The 16914-nt window shown below is 45.6% G+C and carries 11 protein-coding genes; 1 reads left to right on the plus strand and 10 read right to left on the minus strand.

Features of this window, described 5'->3' with window-relative positions:
- Window positions 1-43: 43 nt before the first annotated feature.
- From DTQ70_RS22095 to DTQ70_RS22105, 3 genes are all read right to left on the minus strand, one after another.
- Complete coding sequence (locus tag DTQ70_RS22095) at window positions 44-2731, minus strand: S8 family serine peptidase (protein ID WP_164490157.1); 2688 nt, start codon at window positions 2729-2731, stop codon at window positions 44-46.
- Window positions 2732-2880: 149 nt separating this feature from the next.
- Window positions 2881-6915, minus strand: coding sequence for a S8 family serine peptidase (locus tag DTQ70_RS22100; protein WP_122932833.1), 4035 nt, complete (start codon window positions 6913-6915; stop codon window positions 2881-2883).
- 45 nt (window positions 6916-6960) lie between these two features.
- On the minus strand, window positions 6961-9069 hold the full coding sequence (locus DTQ70_RS22105) for a molybdopterin oxidoreductase family protein (protein ID WP_122932834.1): 2109 nt from the start codon (window positions 9067-9069) through the stop codon (window positions 6961-6963).
- Window positions 9070-9209: 140 nt separating this feature from the next.
- Between DTQ70_RS22105 and DTQ70_RS22110 the strand changes: the two genes are divergently transcribed.
- On the plus strand, window positions 9210-9452 hold the full coding sequence (locus tag DTQ70_RS22110) for a type B 50S ribosomal protein L31 (protein WP_037300150.1): 243 nt from the start codon (window positions 9210-9212) through the stop codon (window positions 9450-9452).
- A 68-nt stretch (window positions 9453-9520) separates the two neighbouring features.
- Here the strand turns inward: DTQ70_RS22110 and DTQ70_RS22115 are convergent, their stop codons facing one another.
- From DTQ70_RS22115 to rpsD, 7 genes are all read right to left on the minus strand, one after another.
- On the minus strand, window positions 9521-10294 hold the full coding sequence (locus DTQ70_RS22115) for an SDR family NAD(P)-dependent oxidoreductase (protein ID WP_122932835.1): 774 nt from the start codon (window positions 10292-10294) through the stop codon (window positions 9521-9523).
- A 25-nt stretch (window positions 10295-10319) separates the two neighbouring features.
- Window positions 10320-11240: a bile acid:sodium symporter family protein gene (locus tag DTQ70_RS22120; RefSeq protein WP_122932836.1), complete on the minus strand. Its 921-nt coding sequence runs from the start codon at window positions 11238-11240 to the stop codon at window positions 10320-10322.
- Between the two features lie 82 nt (window positions 11241-11322).
- Window positions 11323-12978: a carboxylesterase/lipase family protein gene (locus DTQ70_RS22125; RefSeq protein WP_122932837.1), complete on the minus strand. Its 1656-nt coding sequence runs from the start codon at window positions 12976-12978 to the stop codon at window positions 11323-11325.
- A 113-nt stretch (window positions 12979-13091) separates the two neighbouring features.
- A complete protein-coding gene (carA, locus tag DTQ70_RS22130) occupies window positions 13092-14192 on the minus strand; it encodes a glutamine-hydrolyzing carbamoyl-phosphate synthase small subunit (RefSeq protein ID WP_122932838.1) in 1101 nt (366 codons plus the stop codon).
- Between the two features lie 119 nt (window positions 14193-14311).
- Window positions 14312-15055 (minus strand): 50S ribosomal protein L17, encoded by a 744-nt coding sequence (gene rplQ / locus DTQ70_RS22135; protein ID WP_122932839.1) that lies wholly within the window; start codon window positions 15053-15055, stop codon window positions 14312-14314.
- A gap of 111 nt (window positions 15056-15166) precedes the next feature.
- Entirely contained in the window at window positions 15167-16156 is a 990-nt protein-coding gene (locus tag DTQ70_RS22140) for a DNA-directed RNA polymerase subunit alpha (protein WP_122934514.1), read from the minus strand.
- Window positions 16157-16287: 131 nt separating this feature from the next.
- The gene (gene rpsD, locus DTQ70_RS22145; protein ID WP_028523607.1) at window positions 16288-16899 is read right to left on the minus strand and encodes a 30S ribosomal protein S4; all 612 of its coding nucleotides are present in this window, start codon (window positions 16897-16899) and stop codon (window positions 16288-16290) included.
- Between the last annotated feature and the right edge of the window lie 15 nt (window positions 16900-16914).

Genomic DNA, 16914 nt, shown 5'->3' on the forward strand with positions numbered 1-16914 from the left:
AAAGACAAACATAACTTTTCTTTGTCAAAGTTCAGCGTTGTTGTTAGTGCTTAATAAAAGGCTTGGCAATCACCCGTCGCCCGTCGCTTACCCGAATAAAATACTGTCCAGTAGGCAATTCTGACACGTCAAACTGGTTCAAGAAAACGCTTCCATTGTCATAAAGAAGCTTTTGCGTGAGCGTTCGGCCATCGTTGGTGATAATTTCGGCCGTTAAATCGTACGTATTGTCCGATTCATAAGCCACCGTCAAGGCATCTACCACAGGATTGGGATACAGCGAGAGCTTTTCTTTTAAGATTAAAATTTCGGGTGGAGTGTTCGTAATCGGGCTATTGGGCGCGTATTGGGTGTTGGTAAGTTCAAGTACTTTTGACGCAATCGAACATCCTCGCTGGGTAATTTCTACGCTATATTTTCCTGCGAGGGTTGCAACCAATCGTGGCCCTGTTGCGGTAGGAATCACCGTACCATTCAAAAACCAGCGATAGGTCATCCCTTCTCCTGTACTCGTTGTAAGACGAATACTTCCGCTTGGCGGAATAATTGTCCCGCTATTGGTTGAAATAACGGGACGCTGTAGCGACGAAACAAGTTGGGTGGACGGGGTTGTGACCACACAGCGCCCTGCCGTAATCACCACACTGTAATTCCCTGCTTCGGTAGGATTGAGGGTTGAGGCGGTTGCACCAGCAATATTTTCTCCATCCCGACGCCATTGGTATCTATACCCCGAACCCGCACTGGCAGTCAACAAAATAGGCGTACCTGCACAAATAGTCGCGGTACCTTCTGGGGTTATTTTGGCATTGACATTGGTCACAGCAACCGATATTGTTTTCGATTGTGCCGAACACTGGTATCCGATGGCTTTTACACTATACACTCCTGCTTGCGTAATTTCGTAGATAGGCGTAGTGGTAGTACCAATCACATTTCCATCTTTCAGCCATTGATAGGTGATGGCGTTATCACCCTTCACTTGAAGCTGCACTTTATTGCTGCTACAAATGGTGGTGTCTTGTCCTTTCAACACTTGCACTGCTGCCACACAATCTTGCGGCTTTACACCGCTCATAATCAATGTATAAGGTTGTCCGTTATTTTTTAAGGTGCGTTTATGCCGTACGGTCACGGTATAAACCTTCCCCGTCGGAGGAGTCAGAATGAGCACCTGTTCTACATTGTCCCGAATGTTGTCACCACCCGTAGCTGCTTGCGTGGGCTTGGTAGGGTCGAGCACCCAAGGGAAGTAGGTTGTTCCTGTTTCGTCGGTCAGCCGAACGTCCAAATCATTGATTAATTTCAACGAAGGGCTATCTACATTTTGGCTGGAAATACCCGTCGCAATCCCTTCAGGGTCGGTCCAAGAAAGCGTTACTATCAGCGGTTCGGTACCTGCGGCGATGACTTTTTGTTGGTAGGTTTCGTTTTGTTTCAACGTATTTTCCAACAATACGTGTCTATTCGCCGTATTAAGCACTACCTGAGCGGCTTTTTCGGCGTTCAGCAAGCCCCATCCGTACTCATAACTTGGACCCACTTTTCCTTTTGGGGTACTTGCAGTGTGAAGCACCAAGCCTTTCAACGTAGCCGAACGCATAAAATAATTTTGACGACGATAAAAAAGCTCTTGTAGCAAAATCAATGACCCTGATACATTGGCGCTGGCGGTAGAAGTGCCCGACATGGTCGCGTAGGCATTGTTGGAGGACGCAATCGAGGAAATAATGTTACTCCCAACCCCCAGCAAATCGGGTTTAATACGCCCGTCGTCTGTAGGTCCCCAACCACTAAAATCTGCCACTTTAAAATCAGTAATGGACGACCCTTGCAGTTGAATAGCGGCACCGCCCACCGTTAAAATATTTTTAGCATTTGCCTCCGACGGAATAGCGTCATAGGCATCATTGCGGCTGCGTTCCAGCAAACTGGTTTGGCTAGTATTTCTCAAAAAATAAGGAGAACCAATAGGTGGTCCCGTTTCGGCATGTTTGTTATCGGCCGATTTTACGATTAAGTAATAAGGGCTATTTGCGGCTAGTTGGTCTAAATCGCGGGCTTTGTCGTCATAAAACCCAAAACGATAATCTTCTGTTGCGCTAATTGACGTATTTCCCCACCATTCCCATTTAAGGTTGGGGTTGGTTCCTGGGCGATTTTCGTTAAAAACCCAACCTACCACTGGGCCATAGGCATGATTTGAGATGAGCATTCGAGACGCTTCTCGGGCCATTTCTACCAAATCGTCGGTATAGTCCCAAACGTCCAATTTTGCCCCGTAGGCCATTCCTTTCACCTGCGCGTTAACTCCTGCGGCAGCCATCGTTCCCGACAAGTGGGTGGCATGATCACTCAAGACCGTACTTTGATCTTTTAGGCGTACTCTACCTCCAAATTCAACGTGCGACAAGCGCGGTAAGCCACCGTCCCAAATACAAAGGCGTCCATCTAGCTCAGGTAAATCTCCTTTTAAGTCCACGCCAAGCCCACCACCAACGTAAAGCCCAGTAGTATGTGTTCCCATCGAAGCGACGACATTATGGCTGGTATAATAGACAGGTTCGCCGACTGCATCCACCCCTTGCAAAGTCAAAATTCGTCCGTTGGCATATTTTTTGCTAGTAAACCAACCCTTCTTTTTTGCATTTTTGAAAGCCCATTGACGATTTTGGGTATAGCGTTGTTGAAGGCCCTTGATGAATAAATGGGAGACAGAATCGTTCTTCAAAACTGGTTTAACTTGCGCTTGAGCGCTAGCGAAGAAAGTAGCGGCTGACAAACAGAGCACCATAGAACGCCTGTTTATCAGCCGAGTAAAAAAAAATAATAGTGTAAGGGGTAAAATAATCGCCATTCCTTTCAAGTACAGCGCGCGCTCTAAAGCTTCTGTATCGTATGCACAACGCGCATTGGTGTACCCTCCTCTTCGAATATAGCAAAAAACGTACCGCTTTGCAAAGAAGTTACGTTAAACTGCGTCCGAAATGTTTTTTCAATTTTTTCCATTTGCTGTTGTCCTACCATTCGGCCGCTTAGGTCGTAGAGCGCTGCTCTGATAGCCGTCGGTTTGCTATTGGTCGGCGACACGTATTCACATACCAAAAATGCGTGCGCAGGATTGGGATACACCCTGGAGGTTGCAACCGTCGATGCAGCATTGTCGTCCAAGGCAGTAATGGTAATTCTGACTTCGTCCGACACCACTTCTCCGCAACCACTCACATTGGCTCTTACGGAATAACTGCCCGTTTGAAACGCCGTAAACGTAGCCGACGTTGCTCCAGGGATTGGCAAGCCATTGATCAACCATTGATTACTTGTCGTCGCATTAGAACGAAGCGTAATTCCATCTACCACAGTAATGGTAGGCTTCTCGGGCTTACGGGTAGTTAAGGCAACTGGCGTCGATAACGTTGGCAAACAATTATTTACCGAAGTGCTTACCGCATAATTACCTGCCTGTATTGCCTCAAAACTGTTCCCTACGGCTCCGCTAACTGGCTGACTGTTGAAATACCATTGATAAATCCCCGCATTTACTGGTGCTTTCAGGGTAAGAGAACTACCTTCACAAATACTTGCGGCCCCGTCAAAACTAATACTTGGCGTGGACTTAGTAGCGGTTTTGGCGGCAATTGCTACTCTTTCACTCGGACAGCCAAATGACTTCACTTTCAAATCGTACAAATAATAATACGCATTGGTAAGGGTATCCACGGTATTGTTTTGGGTAAATAACGCTCCGCGCAACGCAATCACCCCAGGAATGCTATACGGGAAACCCGTGACACCAACATTGCTACGGTAAATCGTGGCACCGTTTTCGTATTCAATGGTGATTTTATAATTCCCCGCCTGCGGAATCGACAAATTGAGTGGATACACTTTCCCTTCGTCTGATGGGTCATCCGCATATTGTCCCGCAGGTGCACCCGTATTCGGTACATTGGGGTTTCGGCTGGCCGTCACGTCTATTGTCGTACTCGACACAAATCGGTCGTCAAGCCCCATGACGGTAAAAGTCAATCGACCTGGCGTAGCCGTGTATAATCGAGCACTTTCAAGAATCAAAGGTACTTCGGTTTTAATCAACGGCGCAGGCCCAAAATTTCCCGCATACGACCCTCCTCCGTAAAGCGACTTAGACGCTGGGCCTACATTCCCACTGAAGTCATTTAATGCTACATAAAATGTTCCGTTGGGGACTTTCAACGAGCTACTTGCAAAATTTCCAATCGCAAATGGCTTTGCTTCCGTAGGACTATCATACCAAAAAGCCGTGCCCGAATCCCGCGAAATCAAGGATAACGGATCCGCGTCACAGTAAGTCGCCGTAGCCGAAGTAACCGTTGGAACGGTGGCGACAGTCCGAACCTCACGAAGAACATTATTGGCCGTGTCTTGGTCGTTTTCAAGGTTAGTACGACAAATAAACTGGTAATTTTGACCAGATACCAGTTTCCCTAACAGTGCATCGGAGAGTGTCATAGTAGCCGTTGAAAAAGGAGCAATCGCTTGGTTAACAGCCCCGTTTATTGTTCCCACCAATGCACCAGAAGCATCCCACACTTGCACTGAAACGGGTATATTTTGTTGCGTTTCGGTTCCTACATTTCTCACCTGTACGGTGATATTTTTCAGTTGGTTACCACAAAAATTATTTTCTGGTGTTACCAACGACGCCAAGGCAACATCCCGCGTTGGACGAACATAACGAACCAGGTATTCTTGCGTTTCGCCTTTGGCATAGACCCCGCACGCCACCACCGACGAAAGTGAATTGGTTTCGACGCATACAATCCGTAAACGTGCCAAATTTCCTACCACTAACCCAGAAGGCACTTTTACATCCGCTTTGAATGTCGCATTGCCTTTTAGTACATCCGATGTCGCTACGTTTTCATTGGGATCATCAAAATCTCCGTCACCATTCCAATCCACAAATGCCTTAACAACTTTGTCAAAATCGCCTCCACAGGTTGTTAGTTTCACTTCCAATGGCAGCGTTTGTCCTGCCGCCACAGCGACTACTTGCGTTGTAAAATCGCTGTAGTCTTGGCAGCCCTCTTTTCCTGCTTGCACCACATTGCCGAATGTTACTTGGGCAATTTTGGTATCTGCGTTTGAACTTGCCTTCGATTCGCAAAACGCCTTTCCACCTATTCCACTCATAATCAAAGCATAAGCCTGTGATGTATTGGTTAACGTGGTCCCTTTGTGCTTTATCGTGATTGTATAAGTACGCCCAGGAACGGGATTGACAATACGTATTTGTTCGACGTTATCCCGAATATTATCACCCTGCGTTGCATTCGCCGACGGTTGATTCGGGTCTAGTATCCACGGCAATGATTCCGTCGTTCCATCACTCACACGTATGTCTAAGTCATTGATTAATTTAGGCGTTCGATTGTTAAAATTCGCCGCCGATACACTCGTGGCCTGGGATTCAGGGTCCGTCCAGCAAATGGTAGCCACCAACGGACCACGTCCCGACGCAACCACTTGTGTACTATAGACTTCATTAATCGCCAGCGTGCGTTCTGCCAATACATGGTTCAAATCACGGTTCAGAATCACTTCAGCTGCTTGCTTCATATTCAAAAGCCCCCACCCGTATTGATAGTCAGGGCCAGGATTACCTGCATCGTCGGCGGTATGAATTGCCAAGCCTTTCAGCGTTGACGAACGCATAAATTTCTTATTTTGCTGCTGATAAAGCTCCTGTAGCAAAAACAACGACCCCGATACATTTGGCGATGCCATTGAGGTGCCACTGAGCACTGTGTAAGCATTATTGGAGGTGGATGTTGTCGAAAAAACACTCACTCCTACACCCACAATATCGGGTTTAATGCGACCGTCATCGGTCGGCCCCCAACTACTAAAACTGGAAATTCGTGGGTCTGAAACTTGGTTATAGCCGTTGCTTAACACACTCACAGCGCCCACCGTCAAGGTATTTTTAGCATTCCCATAGGTCGGAATTAAATCATATCCATCTTGAGCTGCGCGTTGGATGGTGCTTGTCCGAGTTGAACTTCCCAAAAAATACGGTGTTCCAGCTGGAGGGCCATTCGAGCCCCTTGCATTTCCTGCGGAATGGACAATTAAATAATAGGGCGCGTTGTAAGCGATACGATCCCATTCACGCGCACGGGTGTCATAGAACCCCATTTTATAATCGTATTGCTCATTTACCGTTGAATCTCCATACCATTCCCATTTACGGTTCACATCGGTACCAGGGCGGGCTGAATTATAACGCCACCCCGAAACTGTTCCGTAAGAATGGTTAGAAATCAACACATCGGGAGCCACATTGACCATTTCTGGAGTATCATTGTTAAAATCATGGGCCAGAAGCGTCGCGGCATTCGACATTCCTTTCGCCCTAGGATTCACTCCCGTTGCGATCATGGTTCCACTGACGTGCGTAGCGTGGGCATCCGCCGTAGTCGCATTGTCTAGCTGAGTCACCCGTCCTGCCAGTTCGGTGTGCGTTCCAAGTACCAGTCCACCGTCCCATATTGCCAAGCGGTCTTTCATTGGCGCACTACCTCCTGTCAAATTTAGTCCCAGTCCGCCATCGTTATAAAGTGTATTTGTGCGTGTTGTGAAGGCAGCCCCAACGTTGGTTGTAGTAACATCATACAAAGGTTGCCCCGTTTCGCTTACCCCTGCCAAAATCATCACCGACCCATCGGGAAAGGACTGTCGTTCTACCCAGTTATTTTTCTTTGCTAATTGCTGCAACTCAGCCGCCGCCAATCTATATTGATTATCAATTGATTGTCGTACATTTCTAATCTTTTGCTGTTGTTCAGTCGAATAAAGTGGCGAGCGCTGGGCATACATAGTTGACCCAATCAGTGCCGACACACAGAAAATCAAGTAAAAACGAAAGTGCATGATGAAGCGATTTTTCTTTTTAAAACGTGAAAATGGGGCTTGAAGTTATACAAAACTCCGCAAATCATAGCAGTTTTGTACTCGTACTGGCACGCCTCCAAATACTGAATTCCCCGTCAAGTCATCCAGCACTTGTTCATCCGTTAAGTCATTAACACTAACGCCCGCGTGAGCTTGCGCCACATTTAGCCTAACTCCGTCTCGTCCATGCCCATAGCCATGCGGCAAACTCACTACACCAAGCATTATTTTTTCGGTCAGTTCCACCTCTACCTTTACCTCTCCCACCCGTGAAAGTACTTGGACTTTCGTTCCTGTTTCAATCCCTCGTTGTTGGGCATCCTGTGGGTGCATCAATAACGTACAACGGTTGCGTCCCTTCACCAAGCGCTCCGAATTGTGCATCCACGAATTGTTATCTCGAACGTGGCGTCTATTGATAAGCAATAAGTCAAAGTCTGAGGGCGGAGTTTGCGCCAATGCTTTTTTGATTCTTTCTACATCTTTGACTAATAACGCTGGAGCCAACCTAACTTTTTTATTTGAAGTCTGCAAACGTGCGGGTAAACAGGGCTCTAAAGCCCCCAAATCCAAACCGTGTGGATGTTGCCGAAGCGTATCTAAACTTAATTTATATTTCCCAAAACGCAGGGCTAAATCGACTTTTGCGTGCGGGTCTTCAGGAGTAAATGAGGGAGAATAATGACCCGTCAAACGAGCTGTTAGTTCCTGAAAAATCTCCCAATCATATTTCGCACCTGTTTCTTTGGAAAATAACGGCTCCGACCATCGTGCTACATTTCGGATGGCCAAGGCATTAAAAGTCAAGTCATAATGAGCTACCTCTAAGCCTGTTGCAGGGGGCAAAATGAGATGAGCATGGCGGGTTGTTTCGTTGATATAAATGTCGATGGAAACCATAAACTCCAAAGCTTCAAACGCCCAATCCAACTGCTGCCCGTTTGGCGTCGAAAGAATCGGGTTTCCGCAACTTGTAATCAACGCTTTTATTTGTCCCTCACCTTCCGTCAAAATTTCCTCAGCCAAGGTCGAAACGGGAAGTTCTCCCATAAACTCAGGCAATCCACGTACCCGACTTTGGTAACGGTTGTATTTGTTGTACTCCCCTTTGGAGGTAGCTAAAATATCCATGGCAGGTTGGGTAAACATGGCTCCACCCGCTTTATCAAGGTTTCCAGTGACGCAGTTGAGGGCATTCACCAACCACTGACAAGCACCTCCAAAAGCCTGAGTTGACAACCCAATTCTCCCATACGCAACCGCCGATGGGGCATTGGCAAACTCCCTAGCCAACTGTCGAATATGTGCTGTTTCAATCCCCGTACGTTCAGTTACCTGTTCAGGTGAAAAAGCCGCTACTAGCGCTTTCAACTCCTCCAATCCATCAGCATAGGCTGGCACTTTTTCTAGTTTTTCTTCAAAAATCACCTGTAACATAGCCAATAACAAAAAGACATCGGTAGCAGGACGGATGAAGAAATGGGCGTCGGCCTTGGCGGCAGTTTCGGTATAGCGCGGGTCAACGACCACCACTTTTCCACCGCGCTGTTGAATCGCTTTCAAACGATTTGCCACATCAGGTGCCGTCATCAAGCTTCCATTAGAGGCAAGGGGGTTGGCTCCCAAAATCAACCAAAAATCGGTACGGTCAATGTCGGGAATAGGCAGTAAAAACGGATGTCCAAACTGCTGCCAAGCGGCAAAATGGTGGGGTAATTGGTCGGCCGAAGTTGCAGAGAAAATATTTTTTGTCTTCAAAGCCCTCATCAGATTCGTTCCTGCCAAATACGTCCCAGAATTATGCACCGATGGATTTCCCGCATACATTGCGACTGCATCAGGGCCATCATTTGCCTGAATTTTCCCCAAACGAGCCGCGACTTCTTCCAAAGCCTCCTCCCAAGTTATTTCCTCCCATCCAGTAGCGGTTCGGCGCACGGGTTTCTTCAAACGATTGGGATCTTCATAAATATCTTTTAACGCCACGGCCTTAGGACAAACGTGCCCACGGCTAAACGGATCGCTTTTATCTCCTGCTATCGAAACCACTTGATGATCCGTGTAGTGGATTTCAAGACCGCAAATGGCCTCGCAAAGATTACACGCACGATAATGTACACTCGAATTTGTCATATTTTACATTCGTTTGATGCAATATAAATATTTTTACCAAACTTCTTTGGGAGGATACTTTTTTGATTTTCAAAAAGTTACTATCTTTGCGTCCCGTTTTGAAACAAAGCATCGTAACATCATAAAGCGCTGATACAGAAATGAAAAAAGGAATTCATCCAGATTACAGAGAAATCGTATTTTGGGATTTAGCAACTGATGACAAGTTCGTAACACGTTCTTGCGCCCCAACAAAAGACACTATCGAGTTTGAAGGAAAAACTTACCCTGTGTTCAAGGCCGAGGTAACTTCTCAGTCACACCCGTTCTACACTGGTAAAAATACATTGATTGACACGGCTGGTCGTGTTGACAAATTCCTTAGAAAATACGGAAAGAGATAATTCTTCGTTTTTTTACCACAAAAAAGGAGCTGCCAAAACAGCTCCTTTTTTTATGTCCATTGTGAAAGCTACGAATGATAAGGCGACGGGCTCACCGACGTCCAGCCTCCATCTACAACCAGCGACTGCCCAGTCACGTGCCCTGCCCCTGGCGAGACCAGAAACAGTGCCGCATTGGCAATATCTTGCACCGTTGCAGGGCGCCCCATGGGTGTAATTTTACTCCAAGTTTGGTTATATGCTGGATCTTCGGCCGTGCGTTCTGTCATTGTTGCGCCTGGTGCTACGGCATTGATGGTAATCCCATGGGGAGAAAGCTCCACCACCAAACTCTTCGCCAGCATTTCGAGGGCCGCTTTGGTCATGCCATAAGCTGCCAAAAATTGGTGCGCTTGGTGGCCTGTTACCGACGACATCAACAATACACGCCCTCCTTGCCCTTGTAGGCGCATCTGGCGCGCCGCCGCTTGGGTTAGGAAGAAACTACCCCTAATGTTCAAATCTAACAGCTGTTGAAGCGATTCTGGGCGATATTCAAAAAAATCGCCAAACGTAGTCATACCTGCATTTGCCACGATTGTCGTCAGCTTTCCAAAAACCTTCACAGCCTCAGCTACCATTGCTTGCACAAAGTCAACGTCGGCCGCATTTCCTGGATAACTGATACAATTTCCTCCTTGCTGCTGAATAGCAAGCGCTCCTTCGTCCGACAATGTTTTATCGAGGTCGTTTAGCACAACCGCCGCGCCCCGTTCTGCCAACTGACGGGCTATTTCTAAGCCAATTCCTTGGCCAGCCCCCGTTACAATCGCCACTTGGCCACTAAACTCTTTTTCTTTCATGTATTCGCTTCTTAGTTCTACCTACTTATTCGGTTGGTTTTTTACTCCACCAACTCGCCAACAATGACCCTGTAATGTTCATAATTGGCCCAAACAACGCTGGCGCTAACCCCACAGTTGCTACTTTCCCCATTTGTAGGGCAATTCCTGAGGCTAACCCTCCATTTTGCAAACCTACTTCAATAGCGACTGTTCGACAATCTTGTTCGGGAAGTTTCAATAATCTTGCACTCCAATACCCGAGCACATAGCCAGCCAAATTATGAATCAATGTACATACAATGAGTATTCCGCCCACCTTCAACAAACTATCCCGCCCCGCAGCCGTAATGATACAAATAATAACGGCAATTCCTGCCATCGAAACCAATGGCATGTATTTGTTTAGAAACGCAGTTTGACTTCTAAAGATTTTATTCACGGCCAACCCCACACCGATGGGCAAAATGATGATTTTTAAGATTTCAACCATCATCTTCATAAAATCAATTTCTATAAACGACCCTCCCAATAATTTCATCAAAAGAGGTGTAAGAATGGGAGCCATCAAGGTTGCACAAGAGGTTATCGTCAATGATAATGCCACATTTGCCTTGGCAATATACGCCATCACGTTTGAGGCTAGGCCGCTTGGTGAACAACCAATTAGAATAATTCCTGCCGCAATTTCAGCAGGAAAGTCAAAACTTACAGCCAAAGTATAACCCACCAAGGGCATAATAGTGAATTGACAAACGAGGCCAATGATGACACTTTTGGGAGATTTTGCAACCGCTTCAAAGTCTTTTGGGCTCATGGTCGTTCCCATCCCAAACATGATAATCTGCAAGAGCGGAACAATAAGGGTTTTTAAATGAAAGTCCCCAATTTGGGTAAAAGTTTGAGGGAAAAATAGAGCAAGTGTTGCCGCTACAATGATGGATAAGGTATAAAGGTAATTTTTCATGTGAGGTTAAGGAATATAAAATTAGGCAAAAGCCGCACCCACAAAAGCGTTGGTGCGGCCAAAAATACCCTGCGATAACAGGTTATGCTAACGACTTTCTTGCGTCGCGGTCGGGGTCATTTTTTACCACTGGCACATCATCAAGAATCATCGTTTCTCCTTTTCCAGTGGTGTATTGTGGCCAGTTAGGCAGGCCACCTCCGTTGGGGTTTCCTGTCCGTGCAAAATTGACAAACGATTTGGCCATTTTCTCTGAAAGTCGCCTTGGGCGCGCTCCCCCGCCCGTGTGCGTGAGCATCAAATCGGTATTATAAAACCAAAAACAAATATCGTCGCAGTGGAAAGCCCGCATTCGTCCATCAAAAAGAGGTGGTTGCCATCCAAACCAAGCCACATAAACAGGTGCTTTCTGTTTTACTTTGGCATCGGCAGTCGCAATTGCATTTTTACGATTACTTAATATCATCGACCAAATTTCGACTGGCTTTTTATCAGGGAATGTTTTTGAATAAGCATCCGCTACTTCTCCCGACTTTTCACCAAAACGCACTTTTAATTTTTCTTTGACATCATTCATCGATACTTTTTCGAGTGCAGAATCAACCCTACTCGGCGACTGCTCGTTGAAGGTTGTGGAGATAATCATCGGAATATCCGCTGAGAAATGCGCCGAATCGCTATAAAAAGGCGTCGCCGACAAAAACGTCCCATCTGCTACTGGGCTAAACCCGCCTCGCGCTAGGTTCAACCGCTTTGCTTCTTCGGCCATTTTGGCTACGGCACGATTGGCAATATCTATGTACTCACGCCACGGTATTTGTTGTAGCTTATCAATTTCATTCGACCCTAGACCTGCTTCTTTGAGTACCACTGCGCCTAGTTTTTCGGCGTATTCTTTGTTTACACCTCCTAATGATGATCCACTCAATGCCACCGCTTTATGAAACAGCCCTTTGGCCGACGGCATTGCCATCAGTGTACAAACTTTTGCCCCACCGCCCGATTGACCAATGATAGTGACGTTAGAGGCATCTCCTCCAAAGTTAGCGATATTGTCTCGCACCCATTCAAGGGCAGCAACAATATCTAACATACCAACATTGCCTGAAGCGGCAAATTTTTCACCTCCTACTCCCGCGATATTGGTAAAACCTAACGCCCCAAGGCGGTGGTTGAGGGAACAAAATACCACATCCCCCATTCGGCTTAGATTTTCGCCATGATACCCATCTTGCTCGATACCATTTCCATTAACAAATCCACCACCGTGCAACCATACAACGACTGGGCGTTTTTTGGTATCTAAAGCAGGTGTCCAGACGTTTATCCGAAGGCAATCTTCGCTTACATCGTCATAGTTCCAATGATCAACAAATGAGGCGTATTGGTCAGCATACCGCTTTTCCATGATTTGAGGTGCCGTATTTCCCCACCAAACAGCAGGACGCACCTCCGTCCACGGCGCTGGTTTTTGAGGTGGCATAAACCGATTTGCACCTGAGGTATCTGCGCCATACGGGATTCCTAGAAAAGTATGAATCCCTCTTAAAACAAACCCTCTGACTCGGCCATAGCTTGTATTTGCAACGGCGATGTTATCACCAACAAATAAAATTTGGTCATCTTCTTTTGGTTCAACGTTGATAGGATGCGCAGTGGAAGCAAAAGGGGCGCTTACTCCCGCCGTTGCGGCACTAAGTCCCAGCGTTTGAATAAAACTTCGACGATTAGCTTTCATAAAGTGAAACGTGTTTAAGAGTGAACTGGTAAAAGTCAACACTTTACAAAAGCCATTTAAAACAAAAAACTCCCCAAGAAATTGGGGAGTTTTTTGGATATTACTTTGATTTTTTATGCTTTAAACAACTCAATAAAGTTGTCGAACAAATAGCGTGAATCGTGCGGACCTGGCGATGCTTCAGGGTGATACTGTACTGAAAATGCAGGCTTGTCTTTTCGCTTAATTCCTTCAATGGTTTTATCATTGAGGTTGATGTGCGTTACTTCAACATCAGGATGCGCTTCGATTTCCTCTGGGCTTACCGCAAAACCGTGGTTCTGTGAAGTAATCTCACAAAGTCCTGTTTGGAAGTTCTTCACGGGGTGGTTCAATCCGCGGTGGCCGTGGTGCATTTTGTAAGTAGAAATTCCACTCGCCAACGCTAGGATTTGGTGTCCCAAACAAATTCCAAAAATGGGTTTGCTGGTTTCCAAAAACTTCTGGACTGTTTCAACAGCATACGGCATTGACGACGGGTCACCTGGGCCATTTGAGATAAAGAAACCGTCAGGATTCCAAGCCATCACTTCTTCAAAAGGAGTTTTAGCAGGGAACACCTTGCAGTAGCAGCCGCGTTGGGTCATGTTCAAAAGAATACTTTTCTTAATTCCATAATCCATCACCGCGATTCGGTACTGAGCCGTTGTTTCATCTCCCATAAAGTAAGGCACTTTCGTAGAAACTACCGACGACAACTCCAAACCTGCCATGTTAGGCACTTCTTTTAAGTGCTCCATGAGTGTTTTCTCGTCCAAGATTTCGGACGAAATGATTGCGTTCATTACCCCTTGTTGGCGAACGTGACGCACCAATTGGCGGGTATCCACTTCGCTAATTCCAACGATATTTGCTTTTTCAAAATACGTTTGGAGCGAAAAGTCAGCTGTTTTGCGAGAATAAATACGCGAGAAAGAGTTGCAAACCATCCCGCTAATTTTTACAGAATTTGATTCTTCCTCGCTGTCCAACTGTACACCGTAGTTACCAATGTGAGAATTGGTGTTGACTACAATTTGCCCAAAGTACGAAGGATCAGTATAGATTTCCTGATAGCCAGTCATACCAGTGTTGAAGCAAATTTCGCCACCCATTGTACCAATTTTGCCAAGCGCCAACCCTCTGAGGGCTGTTCCGTCTTCGAGAAGTAAGAGTGCTGGTTGTTGAGAACCCATTTTTTAGTTGGTGTTGAATAATTTGTTTTGCAAATTTCCAAAAAAAGGGGCTAAACTTTCGTTTAACCCCTTCTGTATTTTAACTTTTCTTCATTTTATAAAAATAATTCTGAGAAAAGTTATTCTTGGCCTCCGTTTAATTCGTCTTGCCAAGCTTTCAATTCATCAAATTTACCATCGCGAGCGAGGGCAGCTTGCTGAGGCCATGTGGCAGGGCTCTTAGAACCGATACCCGCAGCCGATACGATTTCTTGAATTGCTTCAGGAGTTGAGTCTGCCAATTGAGCAAAGGTTGTTACACCCGCAGCTACAAGCGCGCTTGCGATTTTTGGACCAATTCCTTCGATGATTTCAAGGTCATCAGCAGCAGTTGCTTCCGCTGTTTCAGCAACAACTTCTTCCACAACTGGTGCAGAAGCTTTTACTTCAGTTTCAGCTTTTTTACCACCACGACGGCTACGACGTGTTTTTGCTGCTTTTTCTTCAACCGCTGCAAGAAGCGTTTCGTTGAAGTCAACTAACTCAATCATACAAACTTCGGCAGCGTCACCTTGACGAGTACCCAATTTGATGATACGAGTATAACCTCCAGGACGGTTGGCGATTTTGTCAGCAACTGTACTGAACAATTCTTTTACAACCTCTTTCTCAGGGATGTAAGAGAAAACGATACGGCGGTTGTGCGTAGTATCTTCTTTAGAGCGAGTCAAAAGGGGCTCAACATATTTTTTGAGTTCTTTTGCTTTCGCTAAAGTAGTTTCGATACGCTTGTGGATAATCAATGACGAAGCCATGTTACGTAGTAAAGCACTACGGTGTGAGGAGGTACGCCCCAAATGGTTGTCTTTTTTACCGTGTCTCATTAGTTTGAGTTTTTGATTAGCTTCGAGCTGCGGAAACCGCGCTTCAGAATACTAACCGGTTGAACAATACATAAAAAGACCTTTCTCGTTACAGAGAAAGGTCAAAAGATTTTAGTCTTCGTCGAGGCGGTATTTCGCTACGTCCATACCAAACGTCAAATTCTTCTCAGCAATTAATTGCTCTAACTCAGTCAATGACTTTTTACCGAAGTTACGGAACTTCATCATATCAGCCACTTCGAGTCTTGCCAAATCACCAAGAGTTTTGATGTCTGCCGACTTAAGACAGTTATAAGCACGTACTGATAAGTCGAGGTCTGCCAAAGGCGTTTTCAACAACTTACGCATACGCAACATTTCTTCATCTACTTCGCTCACTTCGTCATTTTTCTGAGTTTCAAACGTCATCGTTTGATCAGAGAACAACATAAAGTGTTGAATCAAGATGTAAGCAGCGCCTTTGAGGGCTTCTTCTGGGTGGATAGACCCATCAGTAGTAACCTCAATAAGTAGTTTTTCGTAGTCAGTTTTCTGTTCTACGCGCGTATTTTCTACGCTGTACTTAACGTTTTTGATTGGTGTGTAAATGGCGTCAATTGGAATATGACCAATCGGCAACTCCAATGAACGAGGTTCGTCAGCAGGGACATAACCACGACCTTTTTCAAGGATAATCTCCATTTCGAAAGTCATTTGGTCGTCGATGTGACAGATAACTAGGTCAGGATTCAAAACCTGAAACGATGATGTAAACTTAGCGATGTCGCCAGCTGTTACCACCGATTGGTTTTTCACACTTACCGAAATTTTGTTATCAACCAATTCCGAAATTTTCTTAAACCGAACCATTTTGAGGTTCAAGATAATTTCGGTTACATCTTCAACAACTCCCTCAATCGAAGAGAATTCATGAAGAACACTTGGAAAACGAACGCTAATGATAGCGTAGCCTTCCAGCGATGAAAGCAGGATACGACGTAACGCATTTCCTATTGTTACACCGAAACCTTTTTCCAGCGGCTTGAACTCAAACAACCCGTGAAAGTCGTCGGCTTTTTCCATTACGACCTTGTCAGGCATTTGGAATGCTAAAATAGACATAGGATTAGCAGTTTTTTTAGAGTCCGAAGAGCGGTTATTAACCGCAAAAAAGTATGTTTTTCTAAACATACAAAAACAAAACCCTTGACGTGGTAATCCACCCCACAAGGGTTTTGTAGAATAATTTAAGACTATTTCGAATACAATTCGACGATAGCTTGCTCATTCACGTTTTCAGGAATCTGATCACGTTCTGGGTACTGAACAAACTTACCAACCATCAAACCGTTATCCCACTCAAGCCAGTTAAAACGTTTCGCTGCAGCTGTACGAGCTACGATGCTATCGTTGATAGTTTCAAGTGATTTTGATTTCTCACGAACGCCAACTACTTGGCCTGGGCGCAACGAGTACGAAGGTACATTTACGACTTCGCCATCAATAGTGATGTGTTTGTGAGTAACCAACTGACGAGCAGCACGGCGAGTAGGAGCAATTCCTAAACGATATACTGTATTGTCAAGACGTGCTTCGCAAAGTTTAAGCAAGTTTTCACCTGTAATACCTTCACGTACTGCTGCACGGTGGAAAAGGTTGCGGAACTGACGTTCCAAGATACCATAAGTATATTTTACCTTTTGTTTTTCTTGCAATTGAAGTGCATATTCTGACTTCTTGCTACGACGACCTCTGCCGTGTTGGCCTGGAGGGTAGTTCTTTTTACTAAGCGCTTTGCTTGGCCCTAGGATAGCCTCACCAAAACGACGTGAAATCTTCGATTTCGGACCTGTATAACGTGCCATGTGAATTGATTTAGA

This window comes from Runella sp. SP2 (assembly GCF_003711225.1).
Lineage (GTDB): Bacteria > Bacteroidota > Bacteroidia > Cytophagales > Spirosomataceae > Runella.

Coding starts and splice junctions, on each gene's coding strand:
- DTQ70_RS22125 (WP_122932837.1), bottom strand. CDS start 12,978: ATGAAAGCTAATCGTCGAAGTTTTATTCAAACGCTGGGACTTAGTGCC.
- DTQ70_RS22120 (WP_122932836.1), bottom strand. CDS start 11,240: ATGAAAAATTACCTTTATACCTTATCCATCATTGTAGCGGCAACACTT.
- rpsD (WP_028523607.1), bottom strand. CDS start 16,899: ATGGCACGTTATACAGGTCCGAAATCGAAGATTTCACGTCGTTTTGGT.
- DTQ70_RS22110 (WP_037300150.1), top strand. CDS start 9,210: ATGAAAAAAGGAATTCATCCAGATTACAGAGAAATCGTATTTTGGGAT.
- carA (WP_122932838.1), bottom strand. CDS start 14,192: ATGGGTTCTCAACAACCAGCACTCTTACTTCTCGAAGACGGAACAGCC.
- DTQ70_RS22100 (WP_122932833.1), bottom strand. CDS start 6,915: ATGCACTTTCGTTTTTACTTGATTTTCTGTGTGTCGGCACTGATTGGG.
- rplQ (WP_122932839.1), bottom strand. CDS start 15,055: ATGAGACACGGTAAAAAAGACAACCATTTGGGGCGTACCTCCTCACAC.
- DTQ70_RS22115 (WP_122932835.1), bottom strand. CDS start 10,294: ATGAAAGAAAAAGAGTTTAGTGGCCAAGTGGCGATTGTAACGGGGGCT.
- DTQ70_RS22105 (WP_122932834.1), bottom strand. CDS start 9,069: ATGACAAATTCGAGTGTACATTATCGTGCGTGTAATCTTTGCGAGGCC.
- DTQ70_RS22140 (WP_122934514.1), bottom strand. CDS start 16,156: ATGTCTATTTTAGCATTCCAAATGCCTGACAAGGTCGTAATGGAAAAA.